Annotated in this window: 16 protein-coding genes; 4 read left to right on the top strand and 12 right to left on the bottom strand. The window is 42.2% G+C overall.

The genetic code is table 11. The features are described from left to right. Nucleotides 1–19: 19 nt before the first annotated feature. The 5 genes from ispG to ACQ4LT_RS04875 all read right to left on the bottom strand — a co-directional run bounded on the left by ispG (nt 20) and on the right by ACQ4LT_RS04875 (nt 6,832). Nucleotides 20–1,279 (bottom strand): flavodoxin-dependent (E)-4-hydroxy-3-methylbut-2-enyl-diphosphate synthase, encoded by a 1,260-nt coding sequence (ispG, locus tag ACQ4LT_RS04895; RefSeq protein ID WP_445664899.1) that lies wholly within the window; start codon nt 1,277–1,279, stop codon nt 20–22. 74 nt (nt 1,280–1,353) lie between these two features. Beyond that, complete coding sequence (locus ACQ4LT_RS04890) at nt 1,354–2,220, bottom strand: rhomboid family intramembrane serine protease (RefSeq protein ID WP_445664898.1); 867 nt, start codon at nt 2,218–2,220, stop codon at nt 1,354–1,356. Nucleotides 2,221–2,279: 59 nt separating this feature from the next. Continuing rightward, on the bottom strand, nt 2,280–2,909 hold the full coding sequence (locus tag ACQ4LT_RS04885) for a rhomboid family intramembrane serine protease (RefSeq protein ID WP_445664897.1): 630 nt from the start codon (nt 2,907–2,909) through the stop codon (nt 2,280–2,282). 221 nt (nt 2,910–3,130) lie between these two features. Then, nucleotides 3,131–4,459: an amidohydrolase gene (locus ACQ4LT_RS04880; protein ID WP_445664896.1), complete on the bottom strand. Its 1,329-nt coding sequence runs from the start codon at nt 4,457–4,459 to the stop codon at nt 3,131–3,133. A 189-nt stretch (nt 4,460–4,648) separates the two neighbouring features. After that, nucleotides 4,649–6,832 carry a glutamine synthetase III family protein gene (locus ACQ4LT_RS04875; protein ID WP_445664895.1) on the bottom strand — a complete coding sequence of 728 codons (2,184 nt, stop codon included), beginning with the start codon at nt 6,830–6,832 and terminating at the stop codon, nt 4,649–4,651. Nucleotides 6,833–7,113: 281 nt separating this feature from the next. On the opposite strand from ACQ4LT_RS04875, the gene ACQ4LT_RS04870 reads away from it, so the two are divergent. The 3 genes from ACQ4LT_RS04870 to ACQ4LT_RS04860 are packed head-to-tail and all read left to right on the top strand — an operon-like array spanning nt 7,114 to nt 10,597. Next, the gene (locus ACQ4LT_RS04870) at nt 7,114–8,010 is read left to right on the top strand and encodes a 1,4-dihydroxy-2-naphthoate polyprenyltransferase (protein WP_445664894.1); all 897 of its coding nucleotides are present in this window, start codon (nt 7,114–7,116) and stop codon (nt 8,008–8,010) included. After that, nucleotides 8,007–9,080, top strand: coding sequence for an o-succinylbenzoate synthase (gene menC / locus ACQ4LT_RS04865; protein WP_445664893.1), 1,074 nt, complete (start codon nt 8,007–8,009; stop codon nt 9,078–9,080). The genes ACQ4LT_RS04870 and menC overlap by 4 nt, the downstream gene beginning before the upstream one ends. A gap of 2 nt (nt 9,081–9,082) precedes the next feature. Further along, nucleotides 9,083–10,597 carry an AMP-binding protein gene (locus tag ACQ4LT_RS04860; RefSeq protein ID WP_445664892.1) on the top strand — a complete coding sequence of 505 codons (1,515 nt, stop codon included), beginning with the start codon at nt 9,083–9,085 and terminating at the stop codon, nt 10,595–10,597. Between the two features lie 16 nt (nt 10,598–10,613). Here ACQ4LT_RS04860 and purD read toward each other — a convergent pair whose 3' ends face one another. The 4 genes from purD to gatB form a co-directional block, all read right to left on the bottom strand. After that, nucleotides 10,614–11,894, bottom strand: a complete 1,281-nt coding sequence (purD, locus tag ACQ4LT_RS04855; protein WP_445664891.1) for a phosphoribosylamine--glycine ligase — start codon at nt 11,892–11,894, stop codon at nt 10,614–10,616. A 122-nt stretch (nt 11,895–12,016) separates the two neighbouring features. Next, a complete protein-coding gene (tpiA, locus tag ACQ4LT_RS04850; protein WP_445664890.1) occupies nt 12,017–12,796 on the bottom strand; it encodes a triose-phosphate isomerase in 780 nt (259 codons plus the stop codon). After that, nucleotides 12,793–14,166: a TlpA family protein disulfide reductase gene (locus tag ACQ4LT_RS04845; RefSeq protein ID WP_445664889.1), complete on the bottom strand. Its 1,374-nt coding sequence runs from the start codon at nt 14,164–14,166 to the stop codon at nt 12,793–12,795. The genes tpiA and ACQ4LT_RS04845 overlap by 4 nt, the downstream gene beginning before the upstream one ends. Nucleotides 14,167–14,208: 42 nt before the next feature. Then, nucleotides 14,209–15,660 (bottom strand): Asp-tRNA(Asn)/Glu-tRNA(Gln) amidotransferase subunit GatB, encoded by a 1,452-nt coding sequence (gatB, locus tag ACQ4LT_RS04840; RefSeq protein ID WP_445664888.1) that lies wholly within the window; start codon nt 15,658–15,660, stop codon nt 14,209–14,211. A 185-nt stretch (nt 15,661–15,845) separates the two neighbouring features. On the opposite strand from gatB, the gene ACQ4LT_RS04835 reads away from it, so the two are divergent. Then, nucleotides 15,846–16,394, top strand: a complete 549-nt coding sequence (locus ACQ4LT_RS04835; RefSeq protein WP_445664887.1) for a hypothetical protein — start codon at nt 15,846–15,848, stop codon at nt 16,392–16,394. Between the two features lie 409 nt (nt 16,395–16,803). On the opposite strand, the gene ACQ4LT_RS04830 is transcribed toward ACQ4LT_RS04835, so the two are convergent. The 3 genes from ACQ4LT_RS04830 to ACQ4LT_RS04820 form a co-directional block, all read right to left on the bottom strand. Continuing rightward, nucleotides 16,804–18,000, bottom strand: coding sequence for a DPP IV N-terminal domain-containing protein (locus ACQ4LT_RS04830; RefSeq protein WP_445664886.1), 1,197 nt, complete (start codon nt 17,998–18,000; stop codon nt 16,804–16,806). A gap of 78 nt (nt 18,001–18,078) precedes the next feature. Next, nucleotides 18,079–19,749, bottom strand: a complete 1,671-nt coding sequence (locus ACQ4LT_RS04825) for an IPT/TIG domain-containing protein (protein ID WP_445664885.1) — start codon at nt 19,747–19,749, stop codon at nt 18,079–18,081. A 116-nt stretch (nt 19,750–19,865) separates the two neighbouring features. Further along, entirely contained in the window at nt 19,866–21,026 is a 1,161-nt protein-coding gene (locus ACQ4LT_RS04820; protein WP_445664884.1) for a DUF5050 domain-containing protein, read from the bottom strand. Nucleotides 21,027–21,070: the final 44 nt, after the last annotated feature.

The following is a 21,070-nucleotide window of genomic DNA, read 5'->3' as shown; positions in this document are numbered from 1 at the left end:
GCACATTAATAGTAATTTTCTATGAAGCACCTTCTTCAACCACTTCATTCTCTTCTTCTCCATTTGAGCTTCCATAATTCCGCATTACGTAATCATCAAGGATATTTCGAAACTCTTCGCCAATGCCGTCACCGCGAAGGGTTGTATAATGATCACCATCCATATAAACCGGAGCTTTAGGTTCTTCAAAGGTACCCGGCAGAGAAATACCAATATTGGCATTCCGCGATTCACCGGGACCGTTTACCACGCATCCCATAACCGCAACATTCATCTTTTCAACTCCGGGGTAGACATCGCGCCAGATCGGCATCATTTCACGAAGATAGTCTTGAATTTCATCCGCAAGCTCTTGGAAATAAGTACTATTTGTACGTCCACAACCAGGACATGCGGTAACTTGCGGCACAAAGTTACGAATACCGAGCGATTGCAGAATCTGCTGACAAATTCGGACTTCCTTAGCCCGATCTCCACCCGGTTTAGGCGTCAGCGAAACACGAATGGTATCTCCTATACCCTGTTGCAGTAATACCGACAGCGCAGCCGTACTGGACACGGTTCCTTTCATACCCATGCCCGCTTCTGTGAGACCCACATGCAGCGGATAGTCGAGCAGTTCAGCAATACGTTCGTACACATGTACGACGTCCTGAACATGAGACATTTTACAGCTGATGATAATCTTGTTGGATGCAAGTCCCACGCTTTCAGCCAGCTCGGCAGAACGCCGTGCGCTTTCGACCATCGTATCCAGCATTACCTGTTTAGAGGACTTCGGATTTTCGAGCTCACTGTTGGCATCCATTTTCTTGGCTAATAATTTCTGATCCAGTGAACCCCAGTTAACGCCAATTCGAACCGGCTTACCATGTTTTATCGCCTGCTCTACAATAGTACAAAAGTTCTCATCCCGCGTTTTAGTACCAGTATTACCGGGATTGATGCGAAATTTCGACAGGGCTTGTCCTGCCTCGGGATAATCGACCAGCAGCTTGTGACCGTTGTAATGAAAATCACCAACAATAGGAACCGTTACATCATCCGCAAGCAGTTTTTCCTTAATTTTAGGTACGGCTTTTGCCGCAGCGTCATTATTTACAGTAACACGAACGATCTCCGATCCTTCTCTATGCAAGTGCTTAATCTGTTCTACCGTAGCATCAACATCCGACGTATCGGTGTTCGTCATCGATTGCACCACAATAGGCGCACCACCGCCTACCGGTACATTGCCAACCATTACTTGAATAGAATCTCGTCGTTTAATGTGAGACATAATATCTTTGTTTCTTTTTCTGATCGTACCCTAATTAACCACAGGTACGGTAAAAATCATTCAAATTTTTGGAATTAATTCTCATTACTGAGCTCAAAGAGTTTTTGCTTCTCCTCATCGGTCAGACCATCATATCCTTTTTGAGAAATCTTCTCCAAGATGGCATCAAGCTCAGACTGATCCGTTTCTTCAATAACTTCCACATCAGAAACAGAATGCATATTCTTATTTTTGGGACGAGATTTTTTCTTCTGATAGGTCCCCTTCAATCGATACCAAAGTTGTTCAATAGGTAACACCCAGCGACTAAGATCGTTCCCCTGGCGATGATATTTCATTAGCAAATAACCAATTCCCGCCCCGGCCAAGTGGACAATACGGGCTGTTCCGTCCGATGAACCCAGAAACAGTGCATCAATGGCAATAAGTCCCGCTATCACATAGCGCGCCTGTATAGGCGGAAAGAAAATAAGCATAATGGGCATGGTAGGATACAACATCGCAAAGGCAACCATAATGCCATAAACCGCTCCCGAAGCGCCAATTACGGGATTAAATCCCAATACCGGAGCCGCAATAATATTGAATAATGCCCCACCAATACCAGCACCAAAGAAGATTACTGAAAATGTCCGAGGCCCCATCGATTCCTCAACCGAACGTCCCAGCCACCAGAGCCAAAGCATATTAAAAAGCAGATGAAAAGCACCGCCATGAAAAAACATATAGGTAATCGCTCTCCATGGCTGAAAAAGCGCCGTCTGCCATTCTGGATAAAAGGCAAATGCATCAACAAATAAATTGCTATAGGCGGGACTAAAGATGCTCAGCAGCGTCTGAATGATAAAAACGGCTACATTGATCGTAATAATCACACGAATTGCCACCGGCAATCCCCAATAACCGCGCTTTACTGAGTTACCGAAAGAGTCGTTATACATATTGGTAGTTGGCAATTAATAGCGTTACTATATTTAATAAAGTAAACGAAAATTTCCTGTTAGTAGTAAGATTCCTCACTTTTTAATCCCCAATATTTTATTAGGATAAAGCCTACAAGCATCCCTCCTAAGTGGGCAAAATGTGCTACCCCGGAGTTAGACCTGGTTAATCCGCTGATGAGTTCAATAGCTCCAAAAATAGCTACAAAATACTTAGCTTTTATAGGGATAGGCGGGAATAGAAGCATAATTGGCCGATTGGGAAACATCATCCCAAATGCCAAAAGGATACCGTAAACGGCTCCCGAAGCACCCAATGTAGGCGCACCACCTCCGCCGATCAGCATATGCAGCAAAGCCGCACCGATACCGGTTAAAAAGTAATATATTACAAACCGATTGGTCCCCCAGAAGTTTTCGATAGCCTGCCCAAACATCCACAGGGCAAACAAGTTAAAAAAGATATGTCCAAAGCCGGCATGTAGAAACATGTAAGATACCAACTGCCAAACACCAAAACGTCCGGATCCAATAGGCCAAAGAGCCCCATAGGTAAACAAATACTCTGAAACTACGGGGGTACTTAACGCTACAAATGCCAGTAAGTTGACAATCAACAGATGTTTAACTGCCGGAGGAAATATTGAAAATTGCGTATTGGGACTATATTGCGGGGATTGATAATTCAAGAATAAATAATATTTATTAGCAATTTATTTTGGTGGAATATACGGTTCCTTATCGTCAATTCTAATAGCTTCTACCACTCACATTAGATACGAATTCAGAACCCTTTTGTTGTATTAATCCAGAAGTGATTAACACGACAATGAATATTAATACCGCTGAACGTTAGGTCGGAAGTATTTTTCACCCCCTTCTGGAAATGGTACCGAGCTAAATTTTCCAATTACTGATTGCCATATTGATTCATATAATCAACAGTAAGCCCCACCATTGATTTTACGCCCAGCTTCATTCCTTCTTCTGCAATATAAAAGTCAGGCGTATGATGAGGAGCGGCCTCAGCAGGATCCATCCCTTTAGGCATACCTCCTACAAACCAATATAAACCTGGGACTTCTTTTTGAAAGAATGAAAAATCTTCGGCCCCGGTAATGGCATCCGATAAAATAACATCTTCTGAACCGGCAATATCCTGCAGTGTCGGTAGCATCTGCTCGGTAAGATCCGGATCGTTATACGTCACCGGATATCCTTCTTCAATTTCAACCTCAGCAGTTGCTCCCATGCTTTCTGCCGTCTTAGTTGCAACATGACGTATTTTTTGGTGGATGATATCCTGCATCTCGGTATCAAGTGTGCGAATGGTACCTATCATCTCCGCTTCTTCCGGGATAATATTATTGCGAACTCCGGCCTCTATTTTTCCAACTGAGATTACCGCTGCAGCTTTAGTCAGTTCTGTTTGACGGCTAATTATAGATTGCAATCCTTCGATAATTTTTGCCGAAGTTACAATGGGATCAACCCCGGTCCACGGCGTAGATCCATGTGTCTGTTCTCCTTTTACGGTAATTACAAACCGATCGGAGGCTGCCATCGTCCCTTTGGGACGATACCGAATTTTTCCCACTTCGGTTTGTGAATTGATGTGCTGACCAAAGATTACATCCACATCAAGATTTTCCAACACTCCTTCCTTCACCATTAATTCAGCTCCACCCTCCTCACCCGGAGGGGCTCCTTCTTCGGCCGGCTGAAAAATAAATTTTACAGTGCCTTTCAGATCTTCTTTCATATCGGTAAGAATCTTTGCCGCACCCATCAGCATAGCAATATGGGTGTCATGTCCACAGGCATGACTCACGCCCACTTCTTTTCCGAGATAGGTTGTCGTTTTCGTTGATTTAAAGGGTACATCGGCCCGTTCCTTAACCGGAAGAGCATCAATATCAGCTCGCAAACCCACTACTGGTCCCTCTTTTCCTCCTTCTAAAACTCCGACTACTCCGGTATGCGCAACCCCGGTTTCAACTTTCATTCCAAGATTACGCAAATAATCTGCAATATATTTAGCGGTCTCCTCTTCCCTATTTGAAAGCTCCGGATTTTGATGAAAATGACGTCGCCATTCTACCACCTGTTCAAAGATTTCTTCAGTCTGTTCGTTAATCTGTTTATGCAGTTCCCGGGAACCTTCTTGCTGTGCCATTGCCGGCCATTGTAATCCCAATAACAGTACTGCAATAAGTAATCCAGTTCCTATTCTGTCCATAATATCATAATTAAAAGCCGCAGTTATCAATCTTTCTCATTTTGTTGAAATAATTGCAGATCTGCAAAAAACAAAACCATTCTCCTGGTAAAAATCTATGCGTATAAACATACAATGACTACCAAATATAAAACCCCCAGGGATTTGGATACCCTGAGGGTTCGAATAATTAACCGTTTATCAATGCTGTTATTTAACAAACAGCATCTCTCGATAAATGGGTAACGGCCAGTAGTCATCTGCTACATGGCGCTCCAGATAGTCGACCGAATCGCGGATCTTTACCATTGCCGGTCGTACGTTATCCTTCACATAAGTAGCACTCTCCAAGACCGATTCTCCATCATCTTGAAGAACAATCTCTCGAAGCTCCTCCAAGGCATCATTAAGATCATTTAGTCCCTGATTTACCTTTTTAAGCATCTCGAGTGATCCTCGATTTTCGAGCCCGAGATCATCAATACGCTCTACATTATCTGCAAGCTCATTCATATATCGCACCGCAGCCGGATAAATCATCGTTTTTGCCATCGACTCAGTTGTATCCGCCTCAATATTGAGCGTTGTTAAATACTGCTCGGCCCAGATTTCCTGGCGTGAGTATATCTCGCGTTCATTCAACACCTTATGCTTCTCAAACAGCCTGATATTTTTATCGTCTGTTAATTTAGGCAGCGCATCCATAGTAGTGGGAAGGTTAAGTAACCCGCGATCTTCTGCTTCTTTTTCCCACTCCTCTGAGTATCCGTCACCGTTGAAAATAATATCCTTGGAATCGGAAAGAGCTTCTCGAATCACTTCTCCCAGCGATTTTTCCAAAGATTCACCATCTTCAACTTTCTCTTCAAGATCAGTACAAAGTTTATCGATGGCATCAGCCACAATGGTGTTTAATACAACAATGGGAAACGAAATGGACTGACTTGAACCTACGGCACGAAATTCAAACTTGTTGCCGGTAAAAGCGAATGGTGATGTTCGATTCCGATCGCCAGCGTGCTTGGGCAACGAAGGCAGTACAGGAGTTCCCAATCCCAGCAGGCCACCCTGTTTGGATTCCTTCGCCCCGCCGTTAAGCAGCTGATCAATCACATCTGCCAACTGGTCACCGATATACGCAGAAATAATTGCCGGAGGAGCTTCATTAGCTCCAAGACGATGATCATTACCCGCATGTGCAATACTGATACGAAGCAGATCCTGATGTTCATAAACAGCTTTTAAAATAGCAGTAAAGAAAAACAGAAACTGCATATTATCATGCGGATTGTCACCCGGTTCAAGCAGATTCATCCCTTCGCTGGTACTTAGCGACCAATTAAGGTGCTTGCCGCTCCCATTTACTCCGTCAAAAGGCTTTTCATGCAGCAGGCATTCAAATCCAAAGTTGCGGGCTATCCGTTTTAGCGTAATCATCATCAACTGCTGATGATCAGCTGCAATATTACATGTTTCAAAAATAGGTGCAATTTCAAACTGTCCCGGTGCTACTTCATTATGGCGTGTTTTAACCGGAATACCGAGCTTATAGAGTTCTTTCTCGGCTTCAAGCATAAACGACAACACCCGCTCTTGGATAGTGCCAAAATAATGATCATCAAGCTCTTGCCCACGCGGAGGCTTGGCCCCAACAAGCGTTCTGCCGGACGTCATTAAATCAGGACGACGATAGAAAAACTCCTGATCAATTAAGAAATACTCCTGCTCACAGCCAACGGTAGAAGTAACTCTCTTGGCATCAACATCGAAAAGCTTAAGTGCTCTTTTTGTTTGTTTATCGAGGCATTCATTCGACCGCAAAATAGGTGTTTTGTGATCGAGCGCTTCGCCGGACCATGAAGCAAAAGCAGTAGGTATACACAGATAACAGCCATTATCATTCTCCATAATAAAGGCGGGTGATGTAGGATCCCAGGCGGTATAACCACGGGCTTCAAACGTCTGGCGCAATCCGCCGCTTGGGAAGCTGGAAGCATCCGGTTCCCCTTGTATTAGATCTGATCCCGAAAATTCGGCAATCGCTCCCCCTCCCTGGTTGGGAGTAATAAAACTGTCATGCTTTTCAGCAGTTAATCCTGTCAACGGCTGAAACCAGTGCGTAAAGTGAGTAGCACCCTTTTCAGTAGCCCAATCTTTCATGGCCACAGCAACAGCATCAGCCACTTCCGAATTAAGCTGCTCCCCCTCTTCAATTGTTTTTTCCAGATCTTTCCAAATAGCTTCGGGAAGTCGTTCTTCCAGGTCTTCCTGCTGAAAGGTATTTTTACCGAATATCTCGGGAATGTTCATTGCCTCTCGTTCTTCGCCATTAGATTTCGGCGACCAGTTTCGAGCAGCCGCCAAAGGATCGTATCGTCGCATTGCTTTTGTCATTGGAGTAATAGATGTAAGTAATTTGTTAGAATTTTAAACTGTCCTAAATATAATTGATAGTTAGATTATTACACAAATTATTTAATTAAATTTTTATTAACATATTATTTTAAAAGGTAATATTAATTATTTATTTAATATTTTTAACTTAAAATAGTCTTATTGCTATTCTTAGTTAAATTAATTTACCTCATATTGAAAATAGCTTGTTTTTTTAAGCGAGAAATTTATTGCTATAATTGGAGTCAAACTTTTTCCACAACTTTTCCTTCAATTTACACATGAGCAATTCGAATATGCTGAGCATTTGGATCAAGGCTGCGCGTCCACAAACCCTGCCCGCTGCTTTTGTTCCTGTTTGCGTTGGCGCCTCCTTAGCCTATCACGATCAGCTACTGTTATGGCATACTACAATCGTTGCCCTGCTGTGTGCTTTTCTTATTCAAATAGGTACCAACTTTGCCAACGATTATTTTGACTTCAAAAAAGGAGCCGATACCGACGAACGTATCGGCTTTGAACGCGCCACTGCAAAGGGGTTTATTTCTGCCGAAGCTATGCGCAATGCCACCATCATTACCATGGGGTTGGCTTTTCTTTTGGGACTATATCTCGTGTGGCATGCCGGCTGGGCTATCTTCTGGATTGGCGTAGCCTCCCTCATTTTTGGGATCCTTTACACCGGTGGCCCTTTTCCACTCGGTTATAATGGACTCGGAGATATTTTTGTGTTCATTTTTTTCGGGATCGTTGCCGTTATGGGCACCTATTATGTTAATGCTTTGGAATGGGGTAACGCTTCTTTTTGGGCATCGCTGGCCGTAGGAGCACTGGCAACAAATATTTTAGTTATCAATAACCTGCGCGATGTTGAACAGGACAGGAATGCCGGGAAAAACACGCTCGGTGTTCTTTTAGGAGAAGATGCTCTCCGCTGGGAATACCTGCTGATGTTATTGCTGGCATTAGCCATACCCCCTCACTTTTATTTTCAATTAGGCTATGATCCAATCATATTCCTTCCGTTTATGATTAGTCCCTACGGATTTGCACAACTATATAAAGTATGGTTCTGGGATGATAAACATAAGTTCAATAAAGTGTTGGAACATACCGCTCGTTTCATGACCTTTTATGGAATCTTGTTTAGTATCGGAATCATTATGGACTATTTATGAAATTAGCCGGCTACTCATACAAGCTCCCGTTTTCTAAACCGCTGCAAACAAGCAGTCAAACGTTTCAGTATCGTAAGGGATTTATTTTATCATACGAAACAGATAAACAGCAATTTTATGGAGAAGCAGCGCCCTTGCCCGGATTTTCTACCGAATCCCACAAATCCGTCCAAAAACTTCTAACTGCCTATAAAGAAAAAATCAACGAAACGCTAAATAGTTCAAATCCAGTTAAGAAGCTTCAAAAATTTTATAAGAATGCCAATATCCCTCCCTCTCTCCAATTTGGCCTGGATGCTCTTGCTTACCAAATTGAAGCCCGTAAAAATGAACAACCCCTGCTCTCTTATTTATTTCCGGATGCATCTTCAAAAATAGACGTTAACACTTTGATTTCGCTACAAGGTGATAACATCCTAAAAGATGTAGCAGATAAAATTGAATCAGGATTCAATACCGTCAAATGCAAAATCGGGCTCCACTTCGAGAAAGAACTCCAGTTCCTCCGCAAGATCAGAAATAAGTATCCCGATCTAACCATCAGAGTTGATGCTAATCAGGCCTGGGATCTGAATCAAGCGGCCCATCATTGCAAGCAGCTTGAAAAACTGGATTTAGAATATTGTGAAGAACCGCTAAATAAGATCACTCCGGTAAATATCGAGCAACTATCTCAAAAAACTTCTCTGCCTTTTGCTTTGGACGAATCAACGACCCAACATTCTTTCTGGCCAAACTTACTTCCCTTTACAAAATACCTTATTATGAAGCCGATGGTTGTAGGCAGTTTCCAGAAAAACATTGAAACAAAACGGATTGCAAACACTCACAATAATAAAATTGTAGTTACGACCAGCCTTGAAAGTGGTGTTGGTCGATATTTTACAAGTTTAATAGCAGCGGGATTGGGATCACCAAGCACAGCGCATGGACTCTCAACTGGCATTTTATTCGCCCAAGATATATCCTCTGAAACAAATTTTATTACAGAGGGATCGGTTAATCTATCTTCCCGATGTTTACCAACGATCAATTTTGATCAACAGCAGCTTTTCACAAAACTTTTTTAGCGGTGGTTAATTCAGATGAAATACCAACATTTTCAGCGCCCAGAGAAGATGACCTTTTCTTAGGCTCCAGCTTTGGTTTGCACTCTTATGGGGACCTCAAGCAATTTGAACGCTTTTTTCTGCAATTTCTGTTTGATTTTGATCACAACTTTGAGAAACCAATAGGATTTCTTGCCCCCTCTTCCGATACCCTTATTTTTGCAATTGCCGCATGTTGGAATCTTGGTATTCCTATTGCTTCATTTGATACAAAAGCTACTTCGGATGAGCTCAATCGTCAAATTGAACAGGTTGATCCCGGATTAGTTTTTGTTAATCAAGAACTGCAACCAAAAATTGATCATCCCGATGCCATAGATATCAAACAGCTTGATTTAACGCGATCCCTTGAAATTGATGTAGTACTCGGCTTTGAGGCTGAAAATTATACTCCAACGACCGAACCTGATAATATTTTCGGGTATTTTTTTACTTCCGGAACTACTACCGGAATACCAAAAATTGTCCCGCTCAAACGCCGCCAGATGCTTTTTGCAGCAAAAGCTTCAGCCGAAAACTTTAAACCTCGCAAAAACCATTTCTGGTTACTCTGTTTGCCATTAAATCATATTGGAGGTATTTCAATTATTTTGCGATCCCTCCTCTATGGATCTGCTATTTTCCGGATGAAAAGTTTCCATCCAAAAATGATTACTACTTTTTTAACCGAGAATAAGCTTTTCCAGGCAGCATCATTAGTCCCAACAATGCTCAAACGCTTGTTGGAGCGATCCGGTTTTTTTGTCCATCAAAATTTCAAGGCCATCTTGCTTGGTGGCGGCCCCATTAATACAGACTTCATCAAAGAGTGCAGAAATAAAGGCATTCCACTGGTTCCGAGCTACGGCATGACCGAAACCTGTGCACAAATTGCAGCGAATCCCATCCTTAAACCCAGCGGCACGTATGGTCCATTAAAAAGTGTGGGGACCGTCCTTAAACCGAATAAGATTCAAATTCGAGATGAGAAGAACAAAGCTGTCAGCGTTAACACAACGGGTGAAATATGGATTAAAGGCCCCCAGGTTTTTGATGGATATTTAAATCTGGATAACAAGGATTATTTTGATGCGAATGGATGGTTTAGAACGGGTGATTTTGGATACTTTAATGCCAAAAATCAGCTCTTTATTGACTCTCGTCGTTCCGATCGAATCATAACAGGAGGAGAAAATGTATCACCTTTCGAAGTTGAATCTAAGCTCAACGGACTAACTAATATTACAGAATCTGCGGTATTTGGAATAACAGATAAAGAATGGGGACAAAAAGTTGTAGCCCTTGTAGTTACAAAAAATGGAAAGCCAATCAACCCCCCTTCTATTAAAGAGGAGTTAAAACAAAGCCTTGCTGATTATAAAATACCCAAAAAAATTATTAAGGTAGATGAGCTTCCAAAAACAAGAACAGATAAAATTATCCGCAGCAAATTATCTGAATTGTTTTTAAACTACACTGAACAAGAGGAAAAATCGTAATACAAATCTTCCCCTCTTAACCGATGAATTTCAGCCCTTTTGTACCAATATCTGATCGGTAATATTTATTTTCAAAATCAATTTTTTTCACTTCTTTGTACGTATTTTTAATAGAATCCTGCAGAGAATCCCCGGCACCAACCACACTCAGAACACGTCCCCCATCGCTATATATTTTACTATTTTCAGCCTTGGTCCCGGCATGAAAAACGAGAGCATCTTCAGCAACATCATCTATGCCTGTAATCTCTTTTCCCTTTTCGTAATCCAGCGGATATCCTTCCGATGCCATAACAACACAGCAACGATACTTTTCATCAATTTTAACCTCTTTGGTATTCAACTGCTCATTAACGGCAGCCTTCATCAGCTCCAAAAAGTCAGATCGCAACGAAGGTAATATTGCTTGTGCTTCCGGGTCGCCCAGTCGACAGTTAAATTCAACGACTTTAGGGCCCTCCTCTGTGATCATCAATCCACAATACAGGATACCTTTATACGGATTTTCATCCAGCAACATAGCCGATATTGTAGGTAGTATAATCTCTTTTTCCACACGTTGAAGCATGCGATTACCTATCACGGGAGTAGGACAATAGGCCCCCATACCACCCGTATTCAGACCGGTATCGCCTTCTCCAATGCGTTTATGATCTTGGGCATAGTGTAAAATTTTGGCAGTTTTACCATCTGATATAACGAATACTGAGGCTTCATCCCCTCTCAAAAATTCTTCGACAACCAGCTTTTGAGCTGCATCCTCAAAGCGCTCATCTTCTTTCAACTCATTCATTCGTTTTTCAACCTCCTCGGCCGATTCACAAATAAACACCCCCTTCCCACCGGCCAAACCGTCAGCTTTCAAGACAATAGGATATTCGTCCTTGCTTTTGATTACTTTCAGCGCTTTATCAAACTCATCGCGTGAATAGGTTTGGAAATCAGCTGTAGGAATTCGGTTCTCCTTCATAAATTCGTTGGCAAACTTTTTACTACCTTCAAGTTTTGCCGCTATCTTGGATGGACCAAAAACCTTATGCCCTTTATCTTCCAGAAAATCAGTAACACCATCTACCAGTGGTTTTTCCGGTCCTACGACCGTTAACTCGATATCATTTTCTTCAATAAAGGTAAGGATGGCTTCAAAATCTGACAGGTTAAAATCCACATTGGTACCTACCTGAGCCGTACCTGGATTCCCCGGGGCAATAAATAGCTCATCCAGTTGATCTGATTTGGCTATACTCCACGCCATTGCATGTTCGCGTCCGCCACTGCCCAGTAGTAATACATTCATAAATTATTAGCTATTAATGATTCAAAAAGATTATAACCTTTTCCCTGTTGAGGAGAAGTATTTAATTGCTAAAGTGTCTAAGTACGAATTGTTGAAGTTAGGAAACTCTGACATTTTAATACCTAATTACTTTTTGAAAGCTCATTGGCAATATGGATAATATCCGTAAAACTATCCGCCTTAAGTGATGCCCCGCCAATAAGGCCACCGTCAACATCAGGCTGCTCCAGAAGTTCTTCGGCATTATGTGGCTTCATACTACCACCATATAAAATTCGAATCTGGTTTGCGGCGTCATCCGAATAAAGATCTGCTATTACCTCCCGAATCATCTTATGCATCTCCTGTGCTTGATCAGGAGTTGCTGTTTCTCCGGTTCCGATTGCCCAAATGGGTTCATAAGCAATTACAACGTTAGAAATATCTTCGTCTTCAACACCGATTAAAGCAGCTTGCACCTGTTTCTCAACGCGCAATTTATGTTCATTTGCTTTACGCTGTTCCAAGGATTCGCCAACACAAATAACCGGTTTCAATCCGTCATTCAATGCTTTGTTAACTTTGGCATTTACTGTTTTGTCTGTCTCACCAAAATATTGGCGGCGTTCAGAATGTCCCAGAATTACATACTCACAATTTACCTCATTGAGCATTTCGGTACTTACTTCACCCGTAAAAGCACCATTATCTTCAGAATGAACATCTTGAGCTCCCAAGGAAAGGCCTCCTATATCCTGTAATTCAACCGAGGCCGTAGTTAGCGAAATGGTTGGCGGACATACCAATCCATCAACAGCTTCGGGCATGTCGTCAATAATATTTTTTATATCCTGCAGGAGAGTTGATGTCTCCTTGGGTCCACAATTCATTTTCCAGTTTCCGGCAATTAAAAATCGTCTCATGATGCAGGTTCCTCGTTGTTATTTTTATTAATAATTTTCTGAATACCTTGAATTACATCTTCAAACTCATTGCCTACGTACTTTCTGATAATTTGTCCATCCTTATCCACGAGAAAGCGCGTAGGTATCAAACGGATATTGAATTTTTCCAGCAGTTCTTCACGATCAAAGGCCTGTGCATCTGCTACCGGCCACGGTTTAACACGTTCTTCAAAAAAGGCGTCAACCGTAACTTGGCTTTCATCAAGAGGCAATGTTACAATCTCCAAACCATAGTTTTTATAAATACCGTGAATCACAACCGTCCGGTCGAACTGTTGCTGATACAATCGATTACTAAGCCGCGTAATTTCAAGAATATAGGGAGTTCCGGAAAGTGAATCCCGGCTAATAATCTTACCATTTTGCGAAAACTGAAATTTGGGAATGGTATCACCCGGCGACAGGTAGTTTATATCATAACTCATCGATTCAACCCAGTTACTCGTTGAATCTTCGGGATAATTTTCTTTAAAAGCACTTAATTCCTGCTGCGCCTGATCTACTCGAGCACTGTCGTAAAGTAGTTTTATTTTCTCACGCGCAATACGTTTCGAGCTATTTGGTGATTCTGTTATTTGTGATAACGAATCCAGATAGACCAACGCCGAATCGAGCCCATTGTTCTCTGCCATATACCGTTTACCAAATGTAGCTCCAAGGTCGCTTAAATCGTCGTGATCATCAACAATACGGATGCGATTCATCATTTGGGGTTTATCAAAACTTTCCAGGATTTTTATCGCTTCCCTAGCAGCAAAATTAGATGCAAAAGTCCCCTCTTTTTCCTCATAAACATCCCAATACAAATTAGTCCATTTTTGGAGCTCATCGCGCAGAGTATCTCCTTTAAGCTGTCCGGCCCGTGCCAGCTGCATTACCCGGCGAAAATTCTTACCTAACCGTTGATATGTTTCCAGCGCATCATGCTCGCGAGAGGAAATCTTTAGTGTTTCCCTGACATTGGGTAATTGGCCCGTAATAAAAACAGAATCATCCTTGGCCAATATAACACCGCCCCGGGCTAAGTTGCTATTATTTCGACTAATAATTAACGGGTAGCGACGTTTTTCCTGGAATGTTGCCATTCCCGAAAAACTGCCATTAGAATCGGTTACCGCATGGAAAAGAGTATCGGCATCCGTATTGGCAGAATCTTTTTTGATGATGGTGAATCCAATACCCGAATAATCTCCGCTGGTATCTATAGAATCTGAAACGGTAAAATTACCTGAGATATGTGCCGTTTTGGATTCTGGCTCACTTGAACATCCCCAACTGATTACCCCAACAACCAGAACAATAAAAAAATACTTTAATTTGGTTAGCATATATTTTACTGAGATAAAACGTTTTATTTTATAACAACTTCATTACTCCTGATCCAGACGGTCCGAAATCATCTCACGTACCATTTCCGGATTAGCCTTACCTTGCGAACGTTGCATAACCTGTCCTATAAAAAAGCCAATTAATCCCTTTTTACCATCTCTATAGCGCTCTACTTCATCAGGATGTTGTTCAATAACTTCATCAACGATAGGTTCTAGGAAGTCGGTATCTGAAACCTGAACTAAATTCATTTCTTTCGCCAGCTCTTCGGCTGATTTTTCCTCCTCAAGCATAGCATCATAAATTTCAGTCATTGCTGACGAATTAATTTTATCATCCTCCCTCAGCTGCACCAGTCCGGCCAACCGTTTCGCAGATATAGGAAATTTCTTAATGCCTATACTGCGATCGTTTAACGTGCGCAACACCTCTGTTAAAATCAAATTGGAAACTGCTTTTGGGTTGCCTGCATGAAGCAGCACATCCTCATAGAAATCTGCCAGATACCGATCTTCAGTCAACGTTTGCGCATCATCATCACTCATATCAAACTCTTCCATAAAGCGTTGCTTGCGCACATCGGGCATCTCCGGCAGCTCTTCCTTGATATCTTCGAGCATTTCGTCGGTTACTACCACCGGCGGAATATCGGGCTCGGGGAAGTAGCGATAATCATGAGCTTCTTCCTTAGAACGCATCATCCGGGTCTCCATCTTGTTGGCATCCCAGAGCAAGGTCTCTTGTACAACTTCGCCGCCTGACTCGATGAGGTCAATCTGTCGCTCAATTTCGAAATCTATTGCTCGCTCCACATTACGGAACGAGTTCATATTTTTGAGCTCCGTTCGCGTCCCAAACTTTTCTCGTCCTTTTGGTCGAACCGAGACATTAGCATCACAACGCAGGCTCCCTTCTTCCATATTTCCGTCACAGATTTCCAAATACTGAACAATCTGCTTGATACGCTTCAAATACTCGTATGCCTCTTTGGCTGATCGGATGTCCGGTTCCGATACAATCTCAATAAGCGGAACGCCCGCTCGATTTAGATCGATCAACGTATGAAACGGATCCTGATCGTGAATAGATTTTCCGGCATCTTCTTCCATGTGGATACGTGTAATGCCGATCTTTTTATCCACTTCATCCGTCGTTATATTAATATGTCCGTCGTGACAAATGGGTGTATCATATTGCGAAATCTGGTATCCTTTGGGAAGATCCGGATAAAAATAATTTTTACGAGCAAATATTGATTTGCGGGCAATATCGCAGTTGGTAGCCAAACCCATCTTAATGATATAACGCACCAGGTTTTCGTTGAGTACCGGCAGCGTTCCGGGATGCCCCAAACAAAGCGGTGAAACCTGCGTATTGGGCGATCCGCCAAATTCTGTTGAAACCGGGGCAAAAGCCTTACTTTCTGTTAATAGCTGGGCGTGCACTTCAAGCCCTATGACTGCTTCGTAATTATCCTTAGACGAACTGCTCATTATTTCTAATTTATATTACTCTTTTTGGAAAATTGTAAAAATACTGTGTCCCCCTGAAACAACTTCAGGAATAACGTTATAACCTAAGTTAACTTTGAACTCATTTTGATGGCGAAAGATATTAAACGTCTGGGACTTTTATTAATCATTCTGATATAAAATCGGTACATCGTAACGCAATTACAATGAGACATAAAGAACTGCATGTATTCGAAGAAAGCAACCACCTTTTATGGGGATTAATCATTCTGGTTGCTACCGCTTTAGGCACATACCTGCTGGTAGGTTCTTTTGTGACGATGGACTGGTATCCTTTTAATATCAGGCAGCTGCTGGCACTGGGACTTTTTGGAATTAGCTTTGCCGGTATTATCAAATTATCAGAACCGCTATATCATTTTATTCTCTATATTGATGATGACACACTCATCATCGATATCAAAAAGGGAGATGTAAAAACCGATACCCTGCAGATTCCCGTTGATCATATTCAACACCTTCAATTTGCCCCGCATAATCCGCGCAATGCCGATGAAGCCCTGTTCGATTTCTCTACCAATTATCACCTGCTCTACAAGAAAAAAGACGATACTTCTTTTTATAAACTACTTGGAGATCAATCCGCAGCAATTACACTAAAGGTGGACGATATAGCTGACATTATGCGCTTTATCAGCAACCGAAATCCGAATATCCAAATTCCAAGAGAACAAGCGACCTATTTTAATCTGTGATAAAATAATTTTCGAACATTCCAACTTTTTTTACCCAATAAAAAAGAATAGGCAGTAAGCTTTCACTCACTGCCTTCCACCTTGTAATCCGTTCATCGACGTCTCTCCTATCCCCTCAAAGTATCTCTACCTAAGATACCGAGGAAAAGCACATTACACCATACACTTGCCACTCCTCTCTCTTACAAATCATCTCTTGATGAAACTTTCTTTCTCATTAGTATTATTGCGAAAGACGAAACAAAAAAGTGACAAATCAATATTATTAATTCCAATTTTAATCAATTAATCCAAAGTTGGAAATAATTAAGAAGAGTACTTTACTCTGCAATTACTTGCACCATCGTTAAAATACAACGTGCCGGATTCCTGAAAAGCGACCGACACGTAGCATATGAAACGGTCTGCGTCATTTTACTAAACTCCAGAAAGGTGCCACATCGAACGCCGGGTTTGCGGATAAATTCACAACCGGCCCCGTTCCATCGACATCCATTTTATAGATTTCATAATTGTTATCCCGACCGGTTATAAAAGCTATTTCATCTCCATCCGGCGACCATACCGACCCTGAATCGTAAGACGAATTATTGGTAAGACGGGTTACTCCGGTCCCATCGGCGTTCATTATATATATTTCAAAACCATTAGCATCACTGATATTAGAGTCGCGGTTACTAGTGAAAGCAATTTTAGAACCGTCGGGTGACCAACTCGCAATACTATCGAAAAAGGTATTATCTGTTAACTGAATTATGCCGGTACCGTCTGTATTTGCAATATAAACTTCGAAATCATTTCCACTCCCGCGATCACTGGAAAATAAAATCTTACTGCCGTCTGGGGACCAAGAAAAAGTAGACATATAGTCGATTGAATCATTACGACTAATATTCACTTGGTTGGTACCATCGGCATTCATCGTATAAACCTCAAGATTTCCATCCCTGTCCGAAAGAAATGCCAATTTTGAACCATCCGGTGACCATGATGGAACTGTGTTCCCGTTACTTACTCCCTCGGTACCCGTCGACAGCGCTTTGTCATCCGATCCATCAGCATTTATAACGTATACATGAGAACCCCTCGCATAGGCGATACGCGTACCATCTGGCGATATGGCCGGAGCAGTTTTTGAACCGCCGCCAGTCGTCAGCCGTTCCTGGGATGAGCCGTCATCATTCATCACATAAAGTTCCCTGGAACCAGTTCGATCACTAATGAATACAATCTGATTTTTCAGAACCTCCTTGCATTCTACATCAAAGGAAGTCGCTGTAGTATCCCCTGCAGAAACAGAAATGCTGCGGGGATTGTTGCCAGTCACGTCGCAGTTAGAGGCCATACCCGAAAGTTCTACCGAATAAGTGTCTTCCTCGAGATCAGTTAAATATAGAGTATCATTCGCTGCGACATCTTTGCTGCTGCCTCCTGTACTAAGGTTATAGCCATCAGAATCTTGGTCAGGACCGTTGGTTGAAGTAATTACCTCAATAGCACCGGTTGTAGGTTCCGGATCGGGTTCTGTGCCTGTCGGCCCTCCATCCCCTCCGCAAGAGATAGTAAATGCTGTGATTAGAATAAATAGTAAAGTTCGTCTATACATGACAATGAGTTTTTTATTACTGGTTTATTATCAAATACGAATTCAGCATAGCAATCAGCTCAAAAAAATGACACAACACTATTGATTAACGATACCCCAATGAGGACGACCTTCATCGCTGCCACTATTTGAAATTCTAACAGGAGTATTACTGCCGTCAGCCTTTACAGTATAAAGTTGATTGGTATTATTCCTCCTAATCCCTAACACAATTTGTGTACCATCCGGAGACCAGCTGGGACTACTTACCGCGCAGCAATCTGACTCATTTGTTAATTCAATAGCATTTGTCCCGTCAGTATCAATAACATAAAGCTGAGAGCTGTTGTTATTAATTCTACCCGTAACTGCAAATTTACTCCCATCAGGTGAGTATGAAATACTACCATAAATATTTGAATCATCAGTAACCTGGGTCTCATTGCTGCCGTCAGGGTCTATAGTAAATATATTATACTTGCTGTTTGAAGAACCATACCTTCTGACAAATGCAATTGTATTTCCACTTGGCGACCAGCTTGCAACGTTATCATCAGAGGTGTTGTCAGTAAGCTGATTCAATCCGGTGCCATCTGCATTGATAGTATAAATCTCGGTATCACCGTCTCTGATATCTCTAAATACAATCTGACTGTCATCCGGTGACCAGCTGTAATAAGATGGATCGTTTGCTGCGTCTGTCGTAAGACGCTGTATATTACTTCCATCGGTATTCATGATGAATAGATCTCCATCACTATTTATACGCTCGCTGTAAAAGGCAATCTTTGTACCGTCATGAGATATTACAGGATGACCATCATAAACGGAATTATCAGTCAGCTGTTGCTCATTTGAACCATCCGGATTCATAATAAAGATCTCAAATCCACTGGGTGTCCTCCTGTCAAATACAATCTTTTCTTCTTTCTGTAGGGCTGAACACGTTGTTTGGAAAGTTGTTGAAGTTGTATCCCCGGCCGTAATGTCTTCTGTCCTTGGATTGGATCCGCTCAGGCTACAATTATTAGCAATGTCCGTTAGCTCAAGCTGATAGCTTTCAGATTCCAAGTCATTAAAATAAAGTGTGTCATTGATGCCAATGGATGTTCCGTTATCTCCATCCAACACAACAGCGTATCCATCACTATCCAGATCTGACCCTGTTGTTCCAGTAATTACCTGTAAGGTACCGTCTGTGATGACATCAAAATTGGGACCGGTTGCTGACTTTTGGTTAACAGTCACTTCAATCGGACCATCCGTTGCTCCCTGTGGAACCTCTGTCACTAATTCCGTTTCACTGGCATTTTTAACTGTTGCATTTGTGCCATTGAAAACAATAGTATTTTCAGAAGCAGTAGCACTAAAATTCATGCCTGTGATAGTTACTTCTGTGCCCACAACACCACTGTCCGGATCAACAGCACTTATGCCCGGAGCTGCCGCTTCCACCGTAAAATTTGGGCCGGTAGCTGTAGCCTGTCCCACCGTAACACTTACTGCTCCACTGGTAGCTCCATTGGGGACCGTCGCTGTCAGTTTAGACTCACTGGCATCTGTAACGGTAGCCGCAGTACCATTAAACTCAACCTCATTTCCAGAAACCTGGGCCGAAAACCCGCTACCTGATATGATTACGGCTGTGCCCGGAGGACCGCTGGTCGGCTGAATACGGGTAATATCAGGGTCAGGATTAGAACTACTACTATTGCTGCAAGATATTATAAAGGCTATTAGAAGAATGAACAGGAACGTTTGTCGGAACATGGCAGTAGTTTTTTTATTGATTATTTTCTATAAAAGCGTGTTTGAATAAGAAATTGGCTTATAAAGAAGCCCTGAATGACATACACTAACCCACTAAGGGACGATTACTCTCCATTTTAATTGCCGATCGGGCTCCAATGAGGCATTGTATCGCTATCCGAATTGGCTGACAGGTTAACTGGTGTGCCAGAACCGTCAGCATTGATTTTGAATATTTCATCATTCCCGTTGCGGCTGGACAGAAAAGCAATTTCGGTGCCGTCCGGTGACCAAGTTGGAAAAAAGTCACTGCCCGGGTCATTCGTTATCTGCTGAACGTCCGTCCCGTCGGGGTTCATTGTATAGATCTCATTATTCCCAGAACGGTTGCTAACAAAAGCAATCTTGGATCCATCTGGCGACCAGCGAGCACTAAGATCGTTATCGGTGTTCTGGGTCAGCTGCTGTTGATCGGTGCCGTCGGAGTTCATTGTGTAGAGTTCTTCAGTGCCTCCGGCAGTGTCGCCACTATACAAAATCTTGGAACCATCCGGGGACCAATCGGTATAGTAGTCGTTGACGCTATTATTAGTAAGGCGCATCTCTCCACTGCCATCAGTATTAATGGTATAAATTTCAGTACCATTTCCAGGATTACTCGCAAATGCCAATTTTGAATCATCCGGAGACCAACTAGTAGAAAATACATTAACATCCGGCCTAATTTCCTGAACATCAGAGCCATCAGCTCCCATCACATACAGCGCACAGCAGGAACCGCCACGATCACTGATAAAGGCAATCTTGGTGCCATCGTGAGAAATTACCGGATTATATTCAAAGTTACTGTTGTCGGTTAACTTGATTGGCGAAGAACCGTTTGTATTCATTAAATATACCTCATAATCCCCATCTCGGTCACTAACAAAGGCAATTTGTCCGTCAGCTACCGCTTGGCAATCGATATCAAAAGAGGTAGTGGTAGTATCTCCCAAAACAACTTTTACAGTTCTCGGGTTATCGCCATTTATGCTACAATTGCCCGCCATACCCGAGAGTTCCACATTTATGTTACCCTCAGAAAGGCCTGAGATAATAGTACTGCCGGAAGCATTGATGCTTGAAATTTTACTGCCTACAGCAACTTCGTATCCATCAGCATCCATATCTGTCCCAGTAGTACTCACAGTAACTTTGACAGCACCGGTTGTTGGTTCTGTACCCGTTGGCCCTCCATCCCCTCCGCAAGAGATAGTAACAGCTGTGATTAGAACAAATAGTAGCGTTCGTCTATACATAACAATGAGTTTTTTATTGTTGGTTCATTATCAAATACGAATTC

This window comes from Fodinibius sp. AD559, from assembly GCF_052712805.1.
Note: the sequence above shows the minus strand (reverse complement) of the source record. Positions and strands in the feature narration are given on the sequence as shown.